19 protein-coding genes, 1 tRNA gene, 2 pseudogenes and 1 riboswitch are annotated in these 21,752 nt (G+C 43.4%); of the genes and pseudogenes, 9 read left to right on the top strand and 13 right to left on the bottom strand.

What is annotated here, in order from left to right; translation table 11 throughout:
- Window positions 1-58: 58 nt before the first annotated feature.
- Window positions 59-169, bottom strand: a riboswitch (TPP riboswitch).
- 64 nt (window positions 170-233) lie between these two features.
- Together ASG02_RS11275 and ASG02_RS11270 are read right to left on the bottom strand one after the other, a co-directional pair.
- Window positions 234-1,511 carry a murein hydrolase activator EnvC gene (locus tag ASG02_RS11275; RefSeq protein ID WP_056063514.1) on the bottom strand — a complete coding sequence of 426 codons (1,278 nt, stop codon included), beginning with the start codon at window positions 1,509-1,511 and terminating at the stop codon, window positions 234-236.
- A gap of 202 nt (window positions 1,512-1,713) precedes the next feature.
- Window positions 1,714-3,189: a murein hydrolase activator EnvC gene (locus ASG02_RS11270; protein WP_056063512.1), complete on the bottom strand. Its 1,476-nt coding sequence runs from the start codon at window positions 3,187-3,189 to the stop codon at window positions 1,714-1,716.
- Window positions 3,190-3,453: 264 nt separating this feature from the next.
- On the opposite strand from ASG02_RS11270, the gene mce reads away from it, so the two are divergent.
- Entirely contained in the window at window positions 3,454-3,864 is a 411-nt protein-coding gene (gene mce / locus ASG02_RS11265) for a methylmalonyl-CoA epimerase (RefSeq protein ID WP_035412473.1), read from the top strand.
- A gap of 47 nt (window positions 3,865-3,911) precedes the next feature.
- On the opposite strand, the gene ASG02_RS11260 is transcribed toward mce, so the two are convergent.
- From ASG02_RS11260 to ASG02_RS11245, 5 genes are all read right to left on the bottom strand, one after another.
- Window positions 3,912-4,424, bottom strand: coding sequence for a type 1 glutamine amidotransferase domain-containing protein (locus ASG02_RS11260; protein ID WP_035412470.1), 513 nt, complete (start codon window positions 4,422-4,424; stop codon window positions 3,912-3,914).
- 27 nt (window positions 4,425-4,451) lie between these two features.
- On the bottom strand, window positions 4,452-4,625 hold the full coding sequence (locus ASG02_RS15720; RefSeq protein ID WP_197026247.1) for a hypothetical protein: 174 nt from the start codon (window positions 4,623-4,625) through the stop codon (window positions 4,452-4,454).
- Window positions 4,626-4,651: 26 nt separating this feature from the next.
- Entirely contained in the window at window positions 4,652-5,086 is a 435-nt protein-coding gene (locus ASG02_RS11255) for an organic hydroperoxide resistance protein (protein ID WP_035412467.1), read from the bottom strand.
- A gap of 176 nt (window positions 5,087-5,262) precedes the next feature.
- Window positions 5,263-6,600 (bottom strand): hemolysin family protein, encoded by a 1,338-nt coding sequence (locus ASG02_RS11250; RefSeq protein WP_056063508.1) that lies wholly within the window; start codon window positions 6,598-6,600, stop codon window positions 5,263-5,265.
- A 192-nt stretch (window positions 6,601-6,792) separates the two neighbouring features.
- A complete protein-coding gene (locus ASG02_RS11245) occupies window positions 6,793-7,281 on the bottom strand; it encodes a DUF456 domain-containing protein (protein ID WP_231496923.1) in 489 nt (162 codons plus the stop codon).
- A gap of 273 nt (window positions 7,282-7,554) precedes the next feature.
- Between ASG02_RS11245 and ASG02_RS11240 the strand changes: the two genes are divergently transcribed.
- Together ASG02_RS11240 and ASG02_RS11235 are read left to right on the top strand one after the other, a co-directional pair.
- Window positions 7,555-9,039: an aldehyde dehydrogenase family protein gene (locus ASG02_RS11240; protein WP_081780441.1), complete on the top strand. Its 1,485-nt coding sequence runs from the start codon at window positions 7,555-7,557 to the stop codon at window positions 9,037-9,039.
- Between the two features lie 60 nt (window positions 9,040-9,099).
- On the top strand, window positions 9,100-9,489 hold the full coding sequence (locus ASG02_RS11235) for a tautomerase family protein (RefSeq protein ID WP_056063504.1): 390 nt from the start codon (window positions 9,100-9,102) through the stop codon (window positions 9,487-9,489).
- 112 nt (window positions 9,490-9,601) lie between these two features.
- Here ASG02_RS11235 and yidD read toward each other — a convergent pair whose 3' ends face one another.
- Window positions 9,602-9,886 carry a membrane protein insertion efficiency factor YidD gene (gene yidD, locus ASG02_RS11230; RefSeq protein ID WP_035412458.1) on the bottom strand — a complete coding sequence of 95 codons (285 nt, stop codon included), beginning with the start codon at window positions 9,884-9,886 and terminating at the stop codon, window positions 9,602-9,604.
- A gap of 104 nt (window positions 9,887-9,990) precedes the next feature.
- On the opposite strand from yidD, the gene ASG02_RS11225 reads away from it, so the two are divergent.
- The 3 genes from ASG02_RS11225 to ASG02_RS11215 all read left to right on the top strand — a co-directional run bounded on the left by ASG02_RS11225 (window position 9,991) and on the right by ASG02_RS11215 (window position 13,965).
- Window positions 9,991-10,956, top strand: a complete 966-nt coding sequence (locus tag ASG02_RS11225) for a quinone oxidoreductase (RefSeq protein ID WP_035412456.1) — start codon at window positions 9,991-9,993, stop codon at window positions 10,954-10,956.
- Window positions 10,957-11,105: 149 nt separating this feature from the next.
- The gene (locus ASG02_RS11220) at window positions 11,106-13,424 is read left to right on the top strand and encodes a YhgE/Pip domain-containing protein (RefSeq protein ID WP_056063501.1); all 2,319 of its coding nucleotides are present in this window, start codon (window positions 11,106-11,108) and stop codon (window positions 13,422-13,424) included.
- A complete protein-coding gene (locus tag ASG02_RS11215; protein WP_035412451.1) occupies window positions 13,411-13,965 on the top strand; it encodes a TetR/AcrR family transcriptional regulator in 555 nt (184 codons plus the stop codon). Before ASG02_RS11220 ends, ASG02_RS11215 begins: the two co-directional genes overlap by 14 nt.
- A 65-nt stretch (window positions 13,966-14,030) precedes the next feature.
- Here ASG02_RS11215 and ASG02_RS15950 read toward each other — a convergent pair whose 3' ends face one another.
- From ASG02_RS15950 to ASG02_RS15940, 3 genes and pseudogenes are all read right to left on the bottom strand, one after another.
- A complete protein-coding gene (locus tag ASG02_RS15950; protein ID WP_369814213.1) occupies window positions 14,031-14,420 on the bottom strand; it encodes a DDE-type integrase/transposase/recombinase in 390 nt (129 codons plus the stop codon).
- A gap of 180 nt (window positions 14,421-14,600) precedes the next feature.
- Window positions 14,601-14,756, bottom strand: a pseudogene (locus ASG02_RS15945) (transposase); the annotation flags it as partial.
- Window positions 14,757-14,875: 119 nt separating this feature from the next.
- Window positions 14,876-15,145: pseudogene (locus ASG02_RS15940) on the bottom strand (transposase); the annotation flags it as partial.
- A gap of 576 nt (window positions 15,146-15,721) precedes the next feature.
- Here ASG02_RS15940 and ASG02_RS11195 point away from each other — a divergent pair.
- Entirely contained in the window at window positions 15,722-16,000 is a 279-nt protein-coding gene (locus ASG02_RS11195) for a hypothetical protein (RefSeq protein ID WP_056063494.1), read from the top strand.
- A gap of 36 nt (window positions 16,001-16,036) precedes the next feature.
- On the opposite strand, the gene ASG02_RS11190 is transcribed toward ASG02_RS11195, so the two are convergent.
- The gene (locus ASG02_RS11190; protein ID WP_056063491.1) at window positions 16,037-16,771 is read right to left on the bottom strand and encodes a metallophosphoesterase; all 735 of its coding nucleotides are present in this window, start codon (window positions 16,769-16,771) and stop codon (window positions 16,037-16,039) included.
- Between the two features lie 362 nt (window positions 16,772-17,133).
- On the opposite strand from ASG02_RS11190, the gene ASG02_RS11185 reads away from it, so the two are divergent.
- Window positions 17,134-18,156: a PTS transporter subunit IIC gene (locus tag ASG02_RS11185; RefSeq protein WP_035412440.1), complete on the top strand. Its 1,023-nt coding sequence runs from the start codon at window positions 17,134-17,136 to the stop codon at window positions 18,154-18,156.
- A gap of 97 nt (window positions 18,157-18,253) precedes the next feature.
- Here ASG02_RS11185 and ASG02_RS11180 read toward each other — a convergent pair.
- Window positions 18,254-18,326, bottom strand: a tRNA-Val gene (locus ASG02_RS11180).
- A 184-nt stretch (window positions 18,327-18,510) separates the two neighbouring features.
- Between ASG02_RS11180 and ASG02_RS11175 the strand changes: the two genes are divergently transcribed.
- The gene (locus tag ASG02_RS11175; RefSeq protein ID WP_056063489.1) at window positions 18,511-21,651 is read left to right on the top strand and encodes an efflux RND transporter permease subunit; all 3,141 of its coding nucleotides are present in this window, start codon (window positions 18,511-18,513) and stop codon (window positions 21,649-21,651) included.
- Window positions 21,652-21,752: the final 101 nt, after the last annotated feature.

Here is a 21,752-nt window from a genome sequence, read left to right as displayed (position 1 = left end):
TCGACCGCTGTAAAAAAGCAGTCGACGCTATACGAAATCGTTATCCAACCATTTCGGTATCCGTTCGGCTCAACTTTCCTACGCTGGTATTATCCAGTTCAGGTAATAGGGTCGAAAACAGATTGGTTTTCCTCTCAGCCGGATTCCTCCAGCTCCCCTAGTTGCTCAAGTATTCATTTCGCCTTAACTGTAGCATAGCGGCAAGAAAAAAACGAGCCGAAGCTCGTTTTGAATTATAGGTATGCTAATGGATTAACTGCATTCAGAGGAGAAGAGGCACTGTACTGATAGCCTCCGACATGTAGTTCGAAATGCAAGTGTGGTCCTGTTGAATTCCCAGTACTACCAAGTGTTCCAACTTGCTGACCTTGAGAAACTGTTTGTCCTGCATGAACAGATAATGAACTCATATGAGCGTAGACTGTCGTATAGACTTTCCCGTCAAGGAAGTGAGTAATCATGACGTGATTTCCATAAGGCCCACCACCTGAAGCTGTAATGACCGTTCCAGCTGCTGCTGCGACGATTGGTGAGCCGACCGAACCACTGAAATCGACACCATTATGGAACGTATAGCCGTTCGCACCGCTTGCTGGTCCAAACCCTTGTGATACGCCACCAGAAGATGGACGAACGAATTTCCCACCGCTCGAAACAACGGGTGGGGCAACTGAAGTAGGTGATTCTGAACTCTTACCTGCTTGTTTTGCTGCTTGAGCATTCGCTTTAGCGGCTTTTTCAGCTGCTGCTTTCTCGGCTGCTGCTCTTTCAGCCGCTACTTTAGCTGCTGCTTTCGCTGCCGCAATCGCACGTTCTTGAGCTTCAAGTGTGGTTTGTAGTTCTTTCGCGTCTAGAAGTTCTGTCGTAAACTTCGTCTTACCTTTTCGTAATTTTTTAAGCGTAGCACTGCGTTCTTTCATTTGAACTTTCAACGCTTTTTTTTGTTCGATTAATGTTTTCTTCTCTTCAACCTGCTCCGCCTTTTTTTCAACGAGCGCTTGTTTTGCTTCCGCTAGCTTTTGTTGGGTTGCGATGTAATCCGAAATCATTTTATCATCTTGCTCCGCGATTTTTTTCCCTGCCATGACACGACTAAATAAATCACCTAAATCCTTCGATCCAAAAATGACTTCTTCCCATTTGATTGAGTTTCCATCGTTTTCTTGGAAGACACGTAGACGATCACCGAGTAGTTCTTCTTGTTTTTTCAACATCTCTTCGTAGCGAACGATGTCCGCTTTTAATTCATCGATTCGCAAATTCAATTTCTCGATTTGTTTATTTTTTTCGGAAATCTGAAAAATCTTTTCGTTGATCGCTGCATCGATTCGATTGATTTGACGTTGTTCTTTCGAAATTTTCGACTCTTGTTTTTTAATTGCTTTTTCTAATTTACGTTGTTCTGCGGCATTTTCAGCCTTTTTTTCTTTGATCGTTGCTGCTGCAATTGGTTGTGTTCCTGTTATAAGTAATGCTCCTAAAACAATGGTAGAAATTAGTTTTTTTAGCATATATCGTTTTCCTCACTTATGTTTTTCATATTTTATTATAGTATTCAAGTTTCTCTCATATCTGAAATAGATTATAGCACCCTAATCGTTTCAAAAAAATTTCATTTACATTTCAAATGAAAACGTTTTTTTGTAATATAATCATTTATTTTTTGAAAATCGCAAAAAAAGAACCGCTGCATAAGCAACGATTCTTTACTGTTTAAAACATCGTCATTGGGTTCACTGAGCTAGCTGGACCAGTTGCACTATAGCTGTATCCACCGACGTGGATTTCAAAGTGTAAGTGTGGACCAGTTGAATTCCCAGTACTTCCACGTAAACCGATTTGTTCACCTTGACTGACGCGTTGACCTGCGTGAGCATTGAGTGCGCTCATATGAGCATACAATGTTGTGTACGTTTTACCGTTTAATTGGTGAGCAATCATGATGTGGTTTCCGTAAGGACCACCACCTGATGCTGTAATGACTGTTCCTGTTGCAGCTGCAACGATTGGAGTTCCAACCGGACCACCAAAGTCGATCCCGTTATGGAACGTATAACCGTTTTCTCCACCTGCTGAGCCATAGCCTTGCGTGACAGCCCCAACCGTTGGATGGATGAACAGACCACCGGATGATGGTGACGGTTTAGGTGTCGCAGGTGCTGACGGTGTTGGCGCAGCTGGTGCTGGCGCAGCTGGTGCTGGCGCAGCTGGTGCTGGCGCAGGTGTAGATGCTTTTGGAGTCGATTGTTTCGTCGAACCAGAAGGTTTCGCGGCTTGCGACGCTTTCTCTTGTGCTGCCTGCTGAGCCGCTGCTTCTTTAGCTGCTTGTTGCTCAGCTTCTTTTTGAGCCGCTGCTTGAGCTGCTTCAGCTTCTGCTCGCGCTTTTGCTTCACGTGCTGCTTGAGCTTGACGCTCTTTTTCGATACGTGCTTCACGTTCACGTGCTGCCTTTTCAGCTGCAATCGCTTTTTCTTGAGCAATCAGAATTTGCTGGACTTCTTTTGCATCCATCAATTGTGTTTCAAATTTCTCTTTTTTCTTACGTAATTCTTTTAAGCGTTTGTTTCGCTCTTTTAATTGCGATTCAAGTTCTGCTTGTTGGCGTTTCAATTCTTGCTTTTCAACAACCAATTGTGCTTTCTTGTCTTTCACTTCTTGTTGTGCATCCGCTAATTGCTTTTGCGTATTTTGATAATCCGTGATCATTTTATCATCTTGCTTTGAAATCGATTTTCCGGCCATGACACGGCTAACGAGGTCACCGACGTTTTTTGCCCCAAAAATGACTTCTTCCCATTTAATCGAGTTCCCGTCATTTTCTTGCATGACACGAAGACGATCCCCAAGTAGTTTTTCTTGGCGTTTTAATTTCGCTTTATACTTTTCGATTTCCTTTCCAAGTTGAGCGATTTCTCGTTCCGTCGCCTTAATTTGACGATCTTTCGTTTCGACAGCAAAGATCTTTTCATTCAAGGCTTCGTCTAATCGATTGACTTCTTGTTGCGTCTTAGAAATTTTTTGACCCTCCTGATTAACGGAAGACTCTAAGTTTTTTTGTTTTTTAGCATTGTCTTGTTGCTGTTGTTCGTTTTTAGCTTTCTGTTCACTTAAATCGTCAGCTGCTGCAAAATGAGGTGCTGATGAAAGAACTAGTGCGGAAACGATGAGCGACGCGAACGTTTTTTTCATGTAGTATTCCCTCTTTTTCTCTAGTAGTATGTCGATGAATTATATGGAATAACAGTTACGTTAAAATTAAATTCTATAATAGTTTTTCTTATTTATAGGAACGTTTTTGATTATAGCATTCATTCCTCTTCCATAATATTTCAGTGATATTTCATTTTAAATAAATTGTTCCTCTTCTATGTAATAGAAAATGATGGAAAACAGCTTCCCATTGCAACTTTGATTCATTTTTGGGAAACTGAAGCGAATGGAGGGAAACATCAGATGAAACTAGATCATACCGGCATCGCCGTTCGCGATATGCAAGAAGCAATCTCATTTTATACAAAAGTACTTGGTGGAACATTAACAAAAGAGTACTCAAACCCCGCACCTGGTGTCGCTTCCAACATCGCCGTCATCGAGTTCGATGATGCGCATATCGAGCTGTTGACACCAACTAGCCAGGATAGTCCAATCGCTCGTTTTTTAAAACAACGTGGAAAAGGAGTCCATCACATTGCCTACCGTGTTGATGATTTAGATCAAGCAATCGCCGAAGCAAAACAACAAGGCTTAACATTTTTAGAAGATACGTATCGAACGACGCCGTTTGGACGACGACTGATTTATATGAACCCTCGTCATTCACATGGGGTTATCACGGAACTCTGTGATTATCCAGAGAACTCATAAAAAAATCAGCACTGCGACAACGCAGTGCTGATTTTTGTTTTATACGATTAGCCGAGTTTTGCAACGATTTCTCGATTGAATGCAGGAATGTCATCCGGTTGTCGACTTGAGATAAAATTATCATCAACGACGACTTCTTCGTCCGCGAAATCTACTCCAGCATTTTCTAGGTCGATGCGAATTGATTTATAACCTGTCATTTTTCTTCCTTTAACGATTTTGGCGTTAATCATCAACTGAGGTCCATGACAGATCGAGAAGATCGGTTTTTTTGACATATCGAATTCTTCGACGAATGAGACGAAACGCTCATCTTCGCGTAGTAAATCTGGTGAAAATCCACCTGGTATCAAAAGGGCATCATAGTCTGCCGCCGATGTCTCATCAATTGAGAGATCAACGGTTACTTTTGCATCTTCCTGTTTACCAACAAGCTCTGCACCTTTTTTGGCACCAATGACAGTAATGTCGTGCCCCGCTTCTTTTAACGCATCAACCGGTCCAGTGAATTCTACATCTTCAAAATGATCGGCGAGTACGACTGCTACTTTTTTAGACATGTGATTCATCTCCCAAGTTATTTGAATTTAAATCGGATCTTCTCCGCGATCTCGTGGAGAAACCGGATCATCTGGCATCTCGTTTTTCCCTTTTAGGATTTCCTTCTGCTGCTCCTCTGTCAGTTTCCGTTCTTTATCAGACAGACGATCCCGTTCATCTTCCAATTTTTCATTTGGACGATCGGTTTCTTTTGGTGCCATCGAAAACCCTCCTTAAGGATGTATTCTTATAACGAATCGACGACTTTAACAGAAAGGTCAACATCGATGTTGCCACGAGTCGCTTTTGAATACGGGCAGAAATTGTGTGTCTTCTCAAGTAGTTCTTCTGCTTCTTCTTGCGATACCCCAACGACTTCGACGACGAGTTTCGCCGCAATTTTCACACCGTTATCCGCTTCGTCCTGTAAGAGGCTGACTTCTGAATTCGTCCGCGTCTCGACTCGTTTTTTCGCTTGGCGCGCCATCAAATTGTAGGCACCATCAAAACAAGCGGCATATCCTGCTGCGAATAACTGTTCCGGGTTTGATGTCGGAATGTCTTCTTTGCCTTTTGTTCCAGGCATGACTAAATCAAGATTAATGACGTTATCATCTGAAGCGACTTTCCCGTCGCGACCACCGACTGCAGATGCGCGTGAAGTAAGAATGACGTTTGACATGATAGAAAACCCCTTTTCCTGTTGAATTAAAAAAAGACTTTTTTGCCACATAAACAGTAATACCCGTCGCTGGCGGAGATAAACACAAGGAGTGTTCAATCCCTTTACCCTGCCATTCTTTCAATAACGAAAAAAGACGATGAACTTAATGTCCATCGTCTTTTGATTTTGCTATTTTATCCGATATCCTCTGTTGCAACTTCTTCTTGATCAGGCAATTGAAGATAAATCGACTTCACTTGGTGGTTATCGACTTCCATGACCTTGATCGTATACGCTTGATAGCGGAATTCTTGACCACTTGATACTTCTGTATCCTGTGCCATGACCCAACCACCAATCGTATCAATATCTTCTTCTTCAATACCTAGGTTAAAGCGTTCATTTAAGTCATCAATTAAGACACGACCTGAAATCCGGTATAATCGCTCATGAATCTGTTCGATATCCGCTTTCTCATCTTTATCGAATTCGTCTCGGATTTCTCCGACGATTTCCTCCAATATGTCTTCCATCGTGATGACACCAGCTGTCCCTCCGTATTCATCAATGACGAGTGCCATTGGCGTCCGTTCCACCTGCATCTTCAGCATCGCGTCTTGAAGCGGTGAATACTCGGATACGATCGGCAAGTTATGGATGTAATAACTTAATGCTTTCCCTTTGTTCGCCATATGGTCCGTAAATAATTGTTTTGCATTGATGAAGCCAAGGATTTTATCCTTATCTCCTTCTTCCGCTACCGGATAACGTGTGAACTGATACTCTTCAACGAGACGAATAATGTCCTCCATCGATGCATCGTTCGAAATCGTGATTAAATCTGTCCGCGGTAACATGATGTCTTTCGCGATCCGCTCATCGAACGAGAAGATATTTTGCATGTAGGAAAGTTCGGTCTGGTTGATTTCTCCACTCTTGTAACTCTGCGTCATGATGATTTTAATTTCTTCTTCCGAGTGAACTTCTTCGTGACCAGCAGGTTCAACACCAAACAAACGAAGAATGACCCGGGCTGAACCGTTCAATGTCCAAATGAAAGGTTTCATGACCTTACCGAACCAATAAAGCGGTGGTGCGAGTAACATCGTGATGGCTTCCGTCTTTTGAATAGCCAAGGACTTAGGAGCTAGTTCTCCAAGCACGACATGAAGAAACGTTACAATTGAGAATGCAAGGACGAACGAAATGATCGTCGAAACGGAGTTTGGGATGTCGATTTCTTCGAACAACATACTGAGAATCGCACCTACCGTCGATTCTCCTAACCACCCGAGACCAAGCGCTGTCACGGTAATTCCAAGTTGACAGGCTGATAAATAATAATCCAAATTCTCAAGCAGCCTTTTCGCTACTTTCGCAGTCTTGCTTCCTTCTGTAATCAACTGATCGATTCGAGACATTCGCATTTTGACGACCGAAAATTCGGCGGCAACAAAAAAAGCGGTTAAAATGATGAGTAGTGCAATGACGAGTAGTCGAATAATGATCGTCGTCGTGTCGAATGTCTCCATTGAGTGTGTACTGTCCAATCGTTTCCCCGAAGAAAGGGGATTCACCTCCATTAATATAAAGCCAGATGCAAAGGCATCTGGTCGTTTACAGCAAAAAGAAGCTTTATTCTTTCAAAGCTTCCTTACTTTTTCATATTCATACTATAACGGAACTTTTGCAAAATGTGTACTTGAAGACACGATTTCAATCGGTCAGACCACGTATAGGATGAAGATTACAATCATGAGCAACATCGCGATTCCCTTTAACAACGCGCTTGATAAGATACCGAGAACCGTACCGATCCCTACTGAAACGGCTGTTTGCCATGTTTTTTTACTAATGATTTTTTCCGTCAAGATGGCAAAGACGAACGGGAAAATCAATAGTCCGATTCCTGGTAAAATAAACGGTCCAGCAATCAATCCCACTGTCGTCGCGATTTTAGCCGCTTGAGATCCTCCCCGTCGATCAACAGTGTAGGCGCTGACGAGATAATCCAGTGTGAACAAGAGAATGATGAAAATCGCTTGAATCACCCAAAAACTAATTGATAATTCAGAGAAACCGAATCCGAATCCATAAATCAAAAAGCCTACTACTAAAATCGGCGCACTTGGGATGATCGGATATACGAGTCCTGCAAAAGCGACGAGAAAACACACGACGATTAGACTCCATAATAAAATTGTCACTTCCATCCCTCCCTTCTTCTAAAGTTCTTGCTTTTATTACGAACGTGAAGAGGCAAAGGTTTCATCAAGCGCTTGTTTCAATCGTCCTTCTAAAAAAGAACGATCCCACTCATTTTTATAGCATTATATTGGTTAAATTCCTGGTTTAAAGTTCTTTAAAACCCGCTTGACTGACTGATTTTGAGCAATATGTTTGGTAGAAGTGTATGGATGTGTTTTACTTCTTTTCATAACGTGAATAACTTAATTGTTATAATAACGAATGGAGGATGAAATGAGATGGCTCAACAAAACGAAGCTACATTGCATACGGATTTTACGAAGATTTATATTGACGGTCAGTGGCGCACAGGCGCAAGTGACAGCAACATGACGAACACAAATCCATTCACTGGAGAAGAGCTCTTTACGATCTCTGCCGCGAACCAACAAGATTTAGATGATGCGTATGAAGCGGCTCAAGTTGCTCAAAAAGACTGGGCGAAAGTTCCTGCCTTAAAACGCCAAGGTCTCATCGAAAACTTCCTGAAGGTGTTGTACGAAGAAAAAGAGACTATCATCGATTGGCTAATCAAAGAGTCAGGAAGTACACGTATTAAAGCGGAAGGTGAATTCCTCGCCTCAGTCTTGATCGTAAAAGAAGCTGCTACCTTCCCATTACGGATGCACGGTGAAATTCGTCCATCGGTCGTACCAGGCAAAGAAAACCGAATCTATCGTAAAGCACTTGGCGTCATCGGTGTCATCAGTCCATGGAACTTCCCGTTCCACTTAGCTGTGCGGTCAATCGCTACTGCTATCGCTATTGGGAATGCAGTCGTCGTTAAACCGGCAACAGACACACCTGTCTCAGGCGGTTTAATTTTCGCTAGCCTGTTTGAAAAAGCTGGATTACCAAAAGGTGTTTTAAATGTTATCGTCGGTCGTGGTTCAGAAATCGGTGACGCCATCGTCGAACACCCTGTTCCACGCTTGATTTCCTTTACAGGATCAACTGAAGTCGGTCGCCACATCGGAGAACTTGCCGGTAAACACCTGAAGAAAACAGCGCTTGAACTTGGCGGAAACAACGTCTTCGTCGTACTTGATGATGCTGATCTCGATCGTGCGGTTGAATCTGCTGTCTACAGCAAGTTCTATCATCAAGGTCAAATCTGTATGTCGACGAACCGAATTCTTGTCGCTTCTTCGATTCATGATGAGTTCGTCGAAAAATACGTTGCTCGTGTGAAAGAATTACAGTATGGTGATCCATCACATGACCGGACACAAGTCGGACCACTCATCAATCAATCACAAGTCGAACGCATCCTTGAAGATCTTGAAAAAACAAAAGCTGCCGGTGCAACCGTTCGTGTAGGTGGAGAAGCAAAAGACAACGTCATTGCGCCAACTGTCGTCACAGGCGTCACGAACGATATGCCGCTTGCTAAAAATGAAATCTTTGGACCAGTTGCAGTCATCATCCCATTCGATACAGATGAAGAGGCACTTGAAATCGCAAACTCTCTTCCATACGGATTGAGTGGTGCAGTGCACGGTTCATCTATTGAACGTGCGACCGCTTTTGCACTGGAAGTCGAGACAGGTATGATTCACATCAACGACCAATCGGTCAACGATGAGCCACATATGCCATTTGGTGGTGAAAAAGATTCAGGACTTGGTCGCTTTAACGGTGAATGGGTACTTGAAGAATTCTCAACTGTACAATGGTTGTCCGTCATGCATGATCGCCGCCAATACAAACCATTCTTTGAATAAATAATCGAGAGCAGGGAACTCTTCCCTGCTCTACATACTTAAAAAAGGAGCTGAACGGTTATGCCATTATTACGATTCGACGTCATTGAAGGACGTTCTGAAGAAGAGTTGAACGTGTTACTCAACACTGCACATGACGCGATGGTCGAAGCATTCGACGTGCCGGAACGTGATCGGTATCAAATCGTGCATACACACAAAGCTCACGAAATGGTCATTCAAGATACAGGTCTTGGTTTTAAGCGGAGTAAAGATATCGTCCTTATCAGTGTGACAAGTAAAACGCGGACGAAAGAGAAGAAGCAACGTCTCTATCAATTGCTCGCTGAACGATTAGAAGCAAATTGTGGACTTGCTCCGACTGATTTAATGGTTTCAATCGTCGAAAATGATGCGGCGGACTGGAGTTTCGGTCTCGGTGAAGCACAGTTTTTAACAGGTAAACTATGAGCGTTCAACAAATGAAACAATTAAAGGGGGGGGTGTGTTACCGATGATTTCCGGTAACACACCCCCCCTTTTTCTTCATTCATTAAACTATTAACATAAATCCTAACATGACTTATTCCACAGTGACTTCGACCTTCTCACGGGGATTTTCGCGCTGTAACGGCGCTTTCCAACTAAACTGATCAGGTTCTGGAACGAAATCGAGACCTCCTGGATGAAACGGTTGGCAACGGAGCAAACGGCGTGTCGTCAAATAACTCCCTTTTACTGCACCATGACGTTCAATTGCCTCCATCCCGTAATGGGAACACGTCGGATAGAATCGACATGTGGCTGGTTTCATGGGAGAAATGACTTTTTGATAAAAGCGAATGCCTCCCATTAAGACACGTTTCATAACGTCCCTTCTTTCTTCTTTTTTTCTAGTGTAACGCATCTGTCCATCATTTTCAGATGTTCTGCTTTATACTATAAGCAGATTTAAAAGAAGGATGTGTTGAGATGAAGGCATTAACATTCCACGAATTCGGAGGTTCTGATGTATTACGCTTCGAAGACGTGCCAACGCCAACAATCAGCGAACAGGAAGTTCTGATTGAAATGAAAGCGATCGGTCTGAATTTTGCAGATATTTATCGTCGAAAAGGAAACTATCATTTAGAAGGACAGCCTCCCTATATTTTAGGTTACGAAGGAGCAGGAGTCATCACCGCAATCGGTGCAGCCGTTTCAACGTTCCATGTAGGTCAACGGATTGCTTTTGCGGACGTTCCGCTTGCGAACGCTGAGTACGTGGCGGCACCCGTTGATAAATTGATTCCGCTTCCTGACGGTATCTCATACGAAACAGCAGCTTCTGTCTTATTACAAGGATTGACGGCACATTATTTGACTCGCGACAGTTATCACGTTCAACCAGGAGATACCGTCTTAGTTCACGCTGCTGCCGGTGGCGTGGGGCAATTACTGACACAACTCATTCGTTTACTTGGTGCAACTCCGATTGGCTTAACTTCTTCTCCCGATAAGGCACAGATCGCAAAAACTGCCGGTTGTGAGTCTGTCTATTTGTACTCAGAGAACTGGGTCGAGCAAGTGCTTACACAAACTTCTGGTAGAGGGGTCGATGTCGTTTATGAGTCTATCGGTTCTACGCTAATGGACAGTTTCCATGTAACGAAAGTACATGGGACCGTCGTCTTCTATGGTATGGCAGGCGGTGATCCCGCACCTGTCGATCCACGTTTTTTAATGGATACGTCCAAAACATTAACAGGTGGCGACCTTTGGAATGTGTTAACGTCTTCTGAGGAACGCATCCGCAGATCGGGTGAGCTGTTTGATTGGATTTTATCTAGTCACCTTAACCTGTCCTCTCCGACAATTTTTGCTTTATCTGATGGAAAAGCAGCGCATGACTTTTTAGAAAGCCGACGTAGTACAGGAAAGTTACTGTTAATTCCTTAATCATTTTCTAGAGACGACTCTCCGTGAGTCGTTTTTTTGTGTGAAATTGGAATTATCGATTGATTTTTTATAATGAAGAGAGTAAAGTAAATCTCATCAAAACCTAAAACTCAAATTAGTTTTGAGTTTTAGAAAGGGGATTTGTATTTATGTTTCGCTCAGAATGGAAGAAATTGAAGAGTCCGATGATGATCGTCGTTATTCTCGCCCTCATCCTCGTACCGTTTCTTTACAACTCCATCTTCTTATCTGCATTCTGGGACCCGTACGGTCGTACAGAAGATATTAAGGTTGCTATCGTCAACGAAGATCAGGCGACAAAGTTTAAAGGAGAGAAAGTCGACATCGGGGATCAATTCGTCGATAAACTCAAAAAAAATGATGATTTTGATTGGCAGTTCTTGTCTCAGGATAAGGCAGAGAAAGAATTGCGTGACGGAAAAGTCTACATGACAGTTGTCATTCCAAAGAATTTTTCTAAAAATGCAACGACACTACTCGATGATCACCCGAAGAAGATTGAGTTAGAATATTACTTGAATCCAGCGAAAAACTACTCGGGAACACAAATTTCGAGTACTGCCGCAAAACAGTTAAACGAAAAAATCCGAAAATCCGTTACGAAACAATATAGTAGTGCTATATTCGGTGCGTTAAAGAAAATCGCAAACGGAATGGAAAAAGCGTCGGACGGTTCCTCTAAACTCGAGGACGGTAACCATAAAACAGCGGATGGCGCTAGAACACTAGCAACAAATCTTGGAAAACTCGCAGATGGCAGTCTGACACTGTCCGAAAAACTCGGGGAAGCGAATCAAGGTTCGAAAAAACTGAGTGATGGTGTCACGACACTCGACGAAAAGACCACCCTCTTCGCTCAAAAAACGGGTGAGCTATCTTCTGGATTGAACACACTCGATGAAAACGGTGGCAATTTACAGGCAGGTGCCGCGCAACTTCAAGAAGGCGCAACAAAACTCAGCGGTGGCTCAACACAGGTACGCCAAGGGGCAGAACAACTGGCTGCGGGTACTGCTCAGCTTAATGAAAAAATTCCTCAGTTGACGAACGGATTAAATCAACTGGATGAAAAAGCACAAGCTGCGAATGCCTTTTTAACACAACTCAATCAAGATGCTGAACAGGCGAAACAGGACTTACGGGCCCGTCGCCAAGCACTTGAGGCAAACGTCGCTCAACTAAAAGAAGTTATTTCTGCTTCTGAACAGTTATCAGATGAAGAAAAACAAACATTACTCGGTTCTATTGGTTCATTAGAAGAAAATATTCAAAGTCTTGCTGCCCAAGAAGGTGCAATTGATCAGAGTCTTGCTCAAGCAACAAATGCAACGAAGAAAATCGGTCAACTCGCCGCAGGTGGTCAGCAAGTCCAGTCTGCTGTATCGCAACTAAACGCTGGACAATTGAAGCTCGTCGATGGTGCGAAACAAGTCGAGTCTGGCGCACAACAATTAGCTAGTGGACAACAGACGTTCAATGAAAAACTCGGTCAGTATACTGCGGGTGTGCATAAAGCCGCAACAGGCGGTGCCCAACTAGCTGACGGCGCGAACCAACTGTCAGATGGTACACATCAACTTCAAGCTGGGGCTAGCGCGTTGAATAACGGATTAGGACAATTGGCATCTGGTTCTTCTACGATTACAGATGGTATCGGCAAAACGACCGAGGGTGCTTCAAAAATCGCGGATGCCAACACGAAACTTGAAGATGGAGCTAAAACACTGAAGGATGAGCTCAGCAAAGGAGCTAAAGACGCGACGGTCAAGCCGACAAAAGAGCGGGATAATATGCTAGCAGAACCCGTCGTCTTAAAAGAACATGACTATTCGACTGTCAACAATTACGGTTCTGGTTTATCAGCTTATATCCTTAGTATTGCCTTGTTCGCAGGTGCCTTGATGTTCTCTTCGGTCTATCAGATTCGTCCCGAACATGGTGAGAGTCTGACATGGCGCTTCCTCGTCGGTAAATTATCACTTATCTTACCGATTGGCGCATTACAAGGTGTCGCAGCGGCCACAGCAATCGTCTATGTGCTGGATGCTGATGTCGCGAGTGTCCCTGCGCTGTATGGATTCGCTGCCTTGACAGGTATGACGTTCATTACCATTCTGTTCACGCTCGCGATGCTACTCGGTCGCGTCGGACAGTTCCTTGCCTTCTTACTACTCCTTCTTCAAATCGGTGGTAGTGGTGGAACGTTCCCTGTCGAAATGACGCCAGGGTTCTTCCAAGCGATTCACGCTTTCTTACCGATGACATATTCGGTCGGTGGATTCCGCGAAGCGCTTGGACTCGGTGTGACGGATGCCCTCGTATCCAATAGTCAAGTCCTTGCGACCATATTAGTCGTCGCATTAATCATCAGCTTCGTTGGAGGGCTCGGAGCCAAACGGATTCTACTCTCAACGAAAGCGAGACGAAAACAACATGACACAGTCTGATAAAGAAACTTTGATACTCGACTCAGCAATGGCTTGCTTTTCAGAACTCGGTTATAAGGGAACGACGATCGAGCGTGTCGCCCGACGCGCTCATGTCGGAAAACCAACCGTCTATCAATTGTTCGAAAGTAAACTCAATCTGTTTGAATCACTCGTAACACGTGTGTTGCAAGAGATGAAAGAAGAAGCAGAACGCGCTTACGTCGAACAGGCGACCGTAGAAGAAAATAAACAAGCAATGATCGACGCCATCGTCTATCATCAGCAACAACACTTATTCATTCTTCAAATCATCGAAGAAACACGCAACTTAAAATTACAAGAGATGCAGGAATTACGGATGCGGATTGAACGACATGTCGTCGAATATATCAAGACATTACTTGAGACTCGTCTTGGTCAAGACGATCGCGACATACCGGTCGATGTCACGGCCTTCCTGATCTTTCGAACGTATATCGCGTTGATCGCCGAATGGCCATCGATTGCGCGTCCACTTGAACTCGATACGATTCGACGTGCCATGTTGCGCGTTCTGTGAATAAAAAACCGCTGATCAATGGATTGGGCTAACCTAAAATTTTGAGACAATATAAAACACCTTGATTAGGCTGCCAGTACACCGTATCTTTTCGGTGTCAGGTAGCCTAATTTTTCTTGGATTCGTTCTTCGTTATAGTAGTTTAAGTAATTAATAACGCGTTCAGAGACCTCATGGTCTCTTAGCGAGTTAAATTTGACGTACTGGAACTCCTCGGACTTTAAATTAGAGTGGAACGATTCAATAACTGCGTTGTCCCAACAGTTTCCTCTACGAGACATTCTACTTATTAGGTGATTGCTCTTAACGAATTTTTGAAAGGCATATGACGTATAGACACTGCCTTGGTCCGAATGAAGGATGACCCCTTCGGGATAGTTTCGGTTCTCAAGCGCTATCTTCAACGTATCGATCACAAGAGGCGTTTGTTGATGCTCGTATAACTTGTAGGCGATGATTCAGAAGTGGGTGACGGATATCACTTATATTTAATACGGCAGCACGACGAAATATCTTTCAACTATCATGGACTTATTCAATAACGAAATCGGTTTACTTGCTGTGAGGTCGCGCTTGATGAGATCCGGTGCCGTTACGATGCGCTCACCTTGAGACTTCCATCTTCGTTTCGGCTTGATCCGGCATTGGAGATGGTGTTTTCGCATGATTTTCTGCACGGTATTCCGATTGGCTTTCAACTGATAAATTTGCTGTAATAATGCCTTTATTTTTCGATGTCCATTCCGATACTTCGTCTGCTTACTTAGTCCAATGATGGCTTTTTCGAGCACCGAGGGTGCTTTCACAGATTCTTTAATCCAACGGTAATAGTTTGCTCTCGGTACATTCAAAACGCTAAGAATAGCGGTGATTGTATACTTTCCCCGAAGAAACTCTACAATTTTTATGACTACTTCTTTCTCAACTCTCTTTCGATCTCCATGTACTTTTTTAAGATTTCGTTTTCCATCTTCAGATGAGACATTTGTCGTTCTCTCTTATCATCCTCACTTGCAGAATCTGGACCATGTCCATAGGTATATTGTTTTCCAATCGGCTGATCAAATCGATAATGTTCGTTAGCACGATACCATCTCATCCATGTTTTAATTTGAGATTCATTTTTGATTCCGTACTTCTCCATAATCTCTTTCGTCGTTAACTTACCACTCAGCTTATCTTTTACTACTGCCCATTTCGCTTCACTTCACTTCACTTCACTTCACTTCACTTGAATATACGTTTTTGCCCATGCAAAAACACCTCCGATGTTAGTACTTTTTAAAAGTGTACCACTCCGAAGGTGTTTTATATTGTCTCAAAATTTTAGGTTAGCCCAATGGATCGGCGTTTTTTTATTATTCAATTCTTTTTCTAAATCACGTGTCGCTTGGCTGGATAAGACTGTTTTTTCATCCATTTCCCAAAGCGTGTTCTCGGCTTTAGCAGAACATGTGCCACATAATGCTTCCACTCGTAAGCAAGCAACATGACGATCAATCCGTTGCAAAAGAATAGCAAAATGGACCAACTGAATGGTTGTGCGATGATCTATCCACTTATTCCGATCAGTAATACAAGCATGATTAAAGTATCTGGAAACAGAAAAAAACGGCGATATACATTTGACATGAATGTCCTCTCCTTTTCCTTCATTACAGCGTTTAGTCGTACGTTCATCGATTCGTCACGTTTTTTCCTGCAAGACATATAGTCATCTTTGCTCCTTCCCTTATACTAAAAAAGGAATGGAGTGATGATCGTTTTGAGTTTATCGACCGGAATCATCTTTGTATTACTCGCTTATACACTTATGTCGCTTTACGACATGTGGCAGGTTTACCGGACAACGAGCAAGCTCTGGATATTTGTTTTATTTCTTGCAACACTGATCAGTCTTGTTCTTGCCTTTTTCGTAGCCCCTGTCCTTGCACTATTCTTCTACTGGTCACGTCACTCGTTGAAACGAAATATCGGCATCCTGTTACTGATTATCGTCTGTCTCGTCTCAATCATGACGAAACTGTCTGCTTGATCGACTTCCTTCATGAACTATTCATGAAGGTTTTTTTCATGATCTATTACCGAAGAAGAGACGACGCATCAATTCACGTTCCGGCATTTCTGTTGCATTGAGTACATTTAGAAATGGTCGATCATCATATGGAATCGTCAGAATCTCCGAACGTATTTGTCCTTTTTCTAAAGTGAGGATTGCTACTGGGGCAAGAGCTGTTTCCTGACACCCGACCGCTCCAGGGTTGATGTACAGCGTTTGATCCGTCTCAACTTGTTGTGCTGGATGGTGGTGACCAAAGCCAATGATTCGCGCCTCATTTCCGGAAAAAAGGACGGGTAAGTTTTCTTTCGTTCCATCCACTGCTGGCTTTAAGGGCTCCTCACCGATTTTTTTCGTCTGATCGGCATAGGCATAGTGTGTCAGATACATCATTTGTTCCTGATGGGTGACATTCAATACACGCGGTAAACGCTCCAAATAACTCTGATTCTCCTGCGTCAATGAATCTGCAATCCATTGGTGATGCTCTTTCGCATGTTGGTAACTAGCGGGATAGACATCCCCATGAATCAAAGCAAGGACGCATTCATCATGGTTTCCTGAAATCGTCTGAATATCAGGTCGCTGCCTTAACAAATTGATGACCTCATTATGTTCAGGTCCGATACCGACGAGATCACCGAGGCAATATATAGCATCGATGTCTGAAGACTGATCGAGATAGGACAACACGGCACGCAATGCTGAAGCATTCCCGTGAATATCTGCAAAAATCATTACTTTCATGTAAACGCCTCCATTGTTAGTACATTAGGATTTCCCGATGATAGCGTGAATTCCTATTAGATTTAGAGAAAAAATAAATTGTCAGAAAATATTGATTATTGATCAGAAGCATGTTAGGCTTAGAAAAATTCACAGAGAGGGGCACGATTGAATGATTCCGACGCAACAGCCATTTAACCAAGCCGGACGACTGATTATTCTATGCATGAGGGACTGAAAACTTTTCCGATGATGAAACGGAAATGATTTTTGGGCCCTCCTTTCGATGCATCGAATGAGGCGCCCGCACAGAATGAGTGGCGCCTATCCCAAAAATGGATAGGCTTTTTTCATGGCAAAAAATAGAGATAGATAGAGAGAGGATGACAACGTTGAAAGAATATGCGATGGATCGAATGGTAAAAGTATCAGCTGGAATGGCGAATGCCGTTCTTGTAACACTCGGTGTCGGACTCCTGATTGAGACGCTCGGCAATTTTTTACATATCCAAATGCTACTGACGATTGGCGGCGTCGCAAAAGTACTGCTTGCTCCTGCACTCGGTGCCGGTATCGCCTTTCAGCTCGGAGGAAACACACTTGTCCTGTTCAGCGCGATGATCGCAGCGACGATTGGTGGTGCTGCGCTTCAATCGACTGCTTCTGGACTCGTTCTTGCCCCCGGTCAGCCAATCAGTGCATTACTCGCAGCTGCGGTCGCTGTATATGTCGGAAAACGCATGACTGGAAAAACGAAATTTGACATGATGGTCATCCCGATGAGTGCTGTGCTTGCCGGTGGTATCACTGGTATCGGTGCTGCTGCCGTAACGACACCACTCCTTACAAAATTCAGCGCTATGATCACCGCTTCAGTCGAATCGTCTCCTATTGCTACATCTCTTGTCATTGCACTCATCTTTAGTGTCTTATTGATGTCTCCCGCTTCGTCCGCTGCACTCGCTATCGCTTTGCAGCTTGATCCTGTAGCAAGTGCCGCTGCACTCATTGGCTGTTCCGCTCAATTCGTTGGCTTCACATTGATGGCATATCGTCAGACGGATCCCGGTGGTTTGATTGCTTCTTTCTTTGTCACACCTAAAGTACAATTCCCGAATATCGTTAAAAATCCACGTCTTGTCGTTGCACCGTTTCTCGCAGCGATGATTTCAGCTCCTGTAGCGACGCTTCTTCTCTCTTTGAAAGTACCATATGAACTCGCTGGACTCGGTTTAAATTCGATGATTGCGCCACTCAATATCTTCGTCAACCAAGGTCCTCAGGCGTTCCTTATCTTCTTCTTGACTGGTGTCGTTTTACCTGGCGTCTTGACACTCGTCTTCTATCGATTGACGACTGTCGCAGGCTGGACGAAGCGTGGCGATCTTCATCTCGAAATCCAATAAAATAATATCTCTACCTTCCAACTATTCCTGATTGATTTCGGGAATAGTTTTTTTAATGCAAAAAAAATCGTTCCTTCGAAAAGGAACGATTTCGGTATGATTCTGACTGGGCTCGAACCAGCGACCTCTACCCTGTCAAGGTAGCGCTCTCCCAGCTGAGCTACAGAATCATGCTGTGTTGTTACTGGGTATATTTTTATTATAGCAGCATATCGAAAGGTGTAAAGCCTTTTTAACAAAAAAAATTATCTTTTTTCAAAAAGATCTTTTTGAATAAAACAGTTTTAAAGTTGCGGGTTCTATGAGTGTCCTCTACTATGTAAATAAGCACATATAAACGAAAGGAGTGTTCATATGAACTTTTTAACCCGATTCAGTTTAAAGAATTCGGTGGCTGTTTTCATCATCGCCATTCTTTTAGTTTTAGGAGGCGTCTATTCTTTCTCGAAATTAAAAGTCGATCAGTTCCCAGAAATCGAATTTCCTCAAATCTCTGTTGAAGCAGTATATCCTGGTGCTTCGCCCGACGATGTCGATAAACAAGTCGTCTCGAAGCTTGAAACTGCCTTGAAAGGAATCGAAGGAGCTACTAAGCTGACAAGCTCTTCTTATGAAAGCATCGGTATCTTAAACATCGAATTCCCGTTCGATACTGATATGGATAAAGTCGAACAACAGATTGATGCTGCAATCCAAAATGCGAATCTACCAGAGGAAGCAACAACGAAATTAAATCGTCTGTCCTTTGGATCGTTCCCAATCTATAATATCTCTTTCTTTAGTAAGGATGGTAAAGACATCGAAAAAATCCTCAAGGACGATATCGAACCTGAACTTAATAAGATTCCAGGAATCAATAGCGTTTCCGTTGGTGGCTACAAAGATGATCTCGTTCAAATCACCGTCGATAATCAGAAAGCAACAGAAGCAGGACTCTCGCTCTCAAGTATCAAGGAACAAATCAACGGAAAGTATGTCTCGTTCCCATCTGGTCAGCTATCAGAAAACGATTCAAAAATACCGATTCGCGTTGAGGAAAAACTAGAAAATCTAGATAAACTAAAAAATCTACAATTGACACCCGTTGCAGGTGCGACTAGTTCAGCTAGTAGCGATCAAACAGGTGGTTCATCTGCTGGCGGTCCACCACAAGGTGCAACACAAGGACCACCAAGTACAACAGGTGGAGCAGCTACAGATCAGGCGTCTGAACCTGCAGAACCGATTCGTCTAGAAGATATTGCAAAAATCGAAGCAGTCTCGCAACAAAGCGAAAAAACACGTTACGATTTAAAAGATTCCTTATCGATGGCAATCACGAAAAAACAAGATGCCAATACGGTCGAAATCGCAGATGAAGTCACGAAGATCCTTAATAAATATGACGATCAAGTCGACTATACGATTGGGATCGATTCAGCGAAGGATATCGAGGAATCCGTCGCGACACTCGTCAAAGAAGGATTACTTGGTGCCCTCTTTGCCTCTCTCGCTGTACTCTTGTTCTTACGAAATATTCGCGCAACGATTATTGCCATCGTCTCGATTCCTTTATCGTTACTCATTGCTGCTATCTTCTTGAACTGGCAAGATATTTCTCTGAACATCATGACACTTGGCGGGATGGCCGTTGCGGTCGGTCGTGTCGTTGATGATAGTATCGTCGTTATCGAGAACATCTTCCGGCGTGTTCGAAAATCCGAATCCGGTATGACGGATGAGATCATCGAACAATCGACAAAAGAGATTTTAAAAGCAATCACGTCATCGACGCTAACGACCGTCGTCGTCTTCCTGCCAATCGGATTCGTCGGTGGAATCACTGGTAAGTTCTTCTTACCGTTTGCTTTGACAATTATTTTCTCATTACTTGCTTCACTACTCGTTGCGATCACGATCGTACCGATTCTTGCGAAATTTGCCTTTAAGAAGGTTCCAGCAGAAGAAAAAGAAGGTGCTCTTCAACGGTGGTATGGCAAGCTGATTGAAAAGTCACTCTCGCATAAGGCGACGATCTTAATTGTATCGTTCATTCTTCTCGGCGGTTCTCTAGCGATCGTTCCACGTCTCGGCTTTACGTTCATTCCGAACGAAGCCTCAAAGACACTAACGGCATCGCTTGAACTTCCGGCTGCCACATCGCTCGAGAAAACGAGCGACGTCTCATTTGAGATGGAAAAGATGTTTGATAAAGAACAAGCAATCGCTGACGTCACGACGTCTGTCGGAGCACGAGACTTTACGACAGGCTTACGTCTCGATAATAAAGCAAGTTATTTCTTGAACCTGAAGGACGGCGCGAACGTTGAGAAAACGATCAAATCACTTGAGACACAGATGGAGGACATCGCTCAAGAGGAAAACGTCAATGTCAAAATCAGCGTAGCTGAATTATCAACAGGTGGTCCTCCGTCGAACAACAACGTCGATGTCGACCTGTTCTCGAACGATCTCGAAGCGCTTCAAAAAGCTGCGAAATTAGTCGAGGATAATATGTCCAAAAATAGTGATTTAAAATATATCACAAACAACTTCAGCGAAAAACAAAAGCAATTCCTCGTTGAAATCGATCCTGAAAAAGCAAGTGATCGTGGACTATCCGGCTTCCAGATCCTCGGGACCGTCAATGATCAAACGAAGCCTGTTACTGTTGGCACGTTGAATCTTGATAATAAAGATCAAGATGTACAATTGTCTTATGAAAAAGGACTCGTTTCGAAGAAAGATCTCGAAGACGTCCAACTGTTCTCAGCAAACGGTCCTGTTGCTCTAAAAGATGTCGCGACCGTCAAAGAAGTTGAGACCTTCACATCAATTCAGAAGCTCGACGGAAAAGTATATGCTCGCGTTTCCGGACAAGTTAAAGGAGACGACGTACAAAACGTTTCTAATGCTGTAAAAACAGAGGTCGAAAAAATTAATTTACCAGACGGTGTCTCGTTGACAAGTGGTGGTGGGAATGATGATACAGTCGAAATCTTCCAGTCCCTCGGAATCGCGATTGTCGTTGCAATCGGGCTTGTTTACCTGACGATGCTGATTACGTTCGGAAAAGCACGAATTCCGTTCATCATCTTGTCTTCACTGATTTTTGTTCCAATCGGTTCACTCGTCACGCTCTTCTTTGCAAATGAACCATTATCGGTCAGTGTCATGATCGGCTTCTTGATGTTAATTGGTATCGTCACCACGAATGCCATCGTTCTCGTCGACCGTATTGGTCAAAACGTTGGTCGTGGTATGCCAATTCGCGAATCATTGATTGAAGCGGGTAAAACACGATTGCGTCCAATCCTGATGACCGCATTCGCAACGATCATGGCATTGGTACCACTCGCATTAACAACTTCTTCAGGGACATTGATCTCAAAAGGTCTCGCCCTAACAGTTATTGGGGGGTTAACGACATCTACGTTGTTAACACTCATCATTGTTCCAGTCGTCTATGAACTGTTCTTCTTCAAAAAAGCGAAAAAAGAACGAACAACCAATTAAGTGAACATCAAAAAAGCCCATCGCTTGGATTGCGATGGGCTTTTTATAGTGTGAGGCTTATGATTCCAACGGTTCATCCGTCTGCTCCAATGTACCGTCAT

Origin of the sequence: Exiguobacterium sp. Leaf196 (assembly GCF_001423965.1) — a bacterium.
Classification (GTDB): domain Bacteria; phylum Bacillota; class Bacilli; order Exiguobacteriales; family Exiguobacteriaceae; genus Exiguobacterium_A.
This window is presented reverse-complemented; position numbering and strand designations above follow the sequence as displayed.

What these genes read in the sequence shown, in the direction of transcription:
- ASG02_RS11225 (WP_035412456.1), top strand. Translation starts at nt 9,991, where the DNA reads ATGAAGGCATTAACATTCCACGAATTCGGAGGTTCTGATGTATTACGC.
- ASG02_RS11260 (WP_035412470.1), bottom strand. Translation starts at nt 4,424, where the DNA reads ATGTCTAAAAAAGTAGCAGTCGTACTCGCCGATCATTTTGAAGATGTA.
- ASG02_RS15720 (WP_197026247.1), bottom strand. Translation starts at nt 4,625, where the DNA reads ATGGCACCAAAAGAAACCGATCGTCCAAATGAAAAATTGGAAGATGAA.
- ASG02_RS11255 (WP_035412467.1), bottom strand. Translation starts at nt 5,086, where the DNA reads ATGTCAAACGTCATTCTTACTTCACGCGCATCTGCAGTCGGTGGTCGC.
- ASG02_RS11175 (WP_056063489.1), top strand. Translation starts at nt 18,511, where the DNA reads ATGAACTTTTTAACCCGATTCAGTTTAAAGAATTCGGTGGCTGTTTTC.
- ASG02_RS11190 (WP_056063491.1), bottom strand. Translation starts at nt 16,771, where the DNA reads ATGAAAGTAATGATTTTTGCAGATATTCACGGGAATGCTTCAGCATTG.
- ASG02_RS11250 (WP_056063508.1), bottom strand. Translation starts at nt 6,600, where the DNA reads ATGGAGACATTCGACACGACGACGATCATTATTCGACTACTCGTCATT.
- ASG02_RS11215 (WP_035412451.1), top strand. Translation starts at nt 13,411, where the DNA reads ATGACACAGTCTGATAAAGAAACTTTGATACTCGACTCAGCAATGGCT.
- ASG02_RS11275 (WP_056063514.1), bottom strand. Translation starts at nt 1,511, where the DNA reads ATGCTAAAAAAACTAATTTCTACCATTGTTTTAGGAGCATTACTTATA.
- mce (WP_035412473.1), top strand. Translation starts at nt 3,454, where the DNA reads ATGAAACTAGATCATACCGGCATCGCCGTTCGCGATATGCAAGAAGCA.
- yidD (WP_035412458.1), bottom strand. Translation starts at nt 9,886, where the DNA reads ATGAAACGTGTCTTAATGGGAGGCATTCGCTTTTATCAAAAAGTCATT.
- ASG02_RS11195 (WP_056063494.1), top strand. Translation starts at nt 15,722, where the DNA reads ATGATCGTTTTGAGTTTATCGACCGGAATCATCTTTGTATTACTCGCT.
- ASG02_RS11270 (WP_056063512.1), bottom strand. Translation starts at nt 3,189, where the DNA reads ATGAAAAAAACGTTCGCGTCGCTCATCGTTTCCGCACTAGTTCTTTCA.
- ASG02_RS11240 (WP_081780441.1), top strand. Translation starts at nt 7,555, where the DNA reads ATGGCTCAACAAAACGAAGCTACATTGCATACGGATTTTACGAAGATT.
- ASG02_RS11235 (WP_056063504.1), top strand. Translation starts at nt 9,100, where the DNA reads ATGCCATTATTACGATTCGACGTCATTGAAGGACGTTCTGAAGAAGAG.
- ASG02_RS11245 (WP_231496923.1), bottom strand. Translation starts at nt 7,281, where the DNA reads ATGGAAGTGACAATTTTATTATGGAGTCTAATCGTCGTGTGTTTTCTC.
- ASG02_RS11185 (WP_035412440.1), top strand. Translation starts at nt 17,134, where the DNA reads ATGACAACGTTGAAAGAATATGCGATGGATCGAATGGTAAAAGTATCA.
- ASG02_RS11220 (WP_056063501.1), top strand. Translation starts at nt 11,106, where the DNA reads ATGTTTCGCTCAGAATGGAAGAAATTGAAGAGTCCGATGATGATCGTC.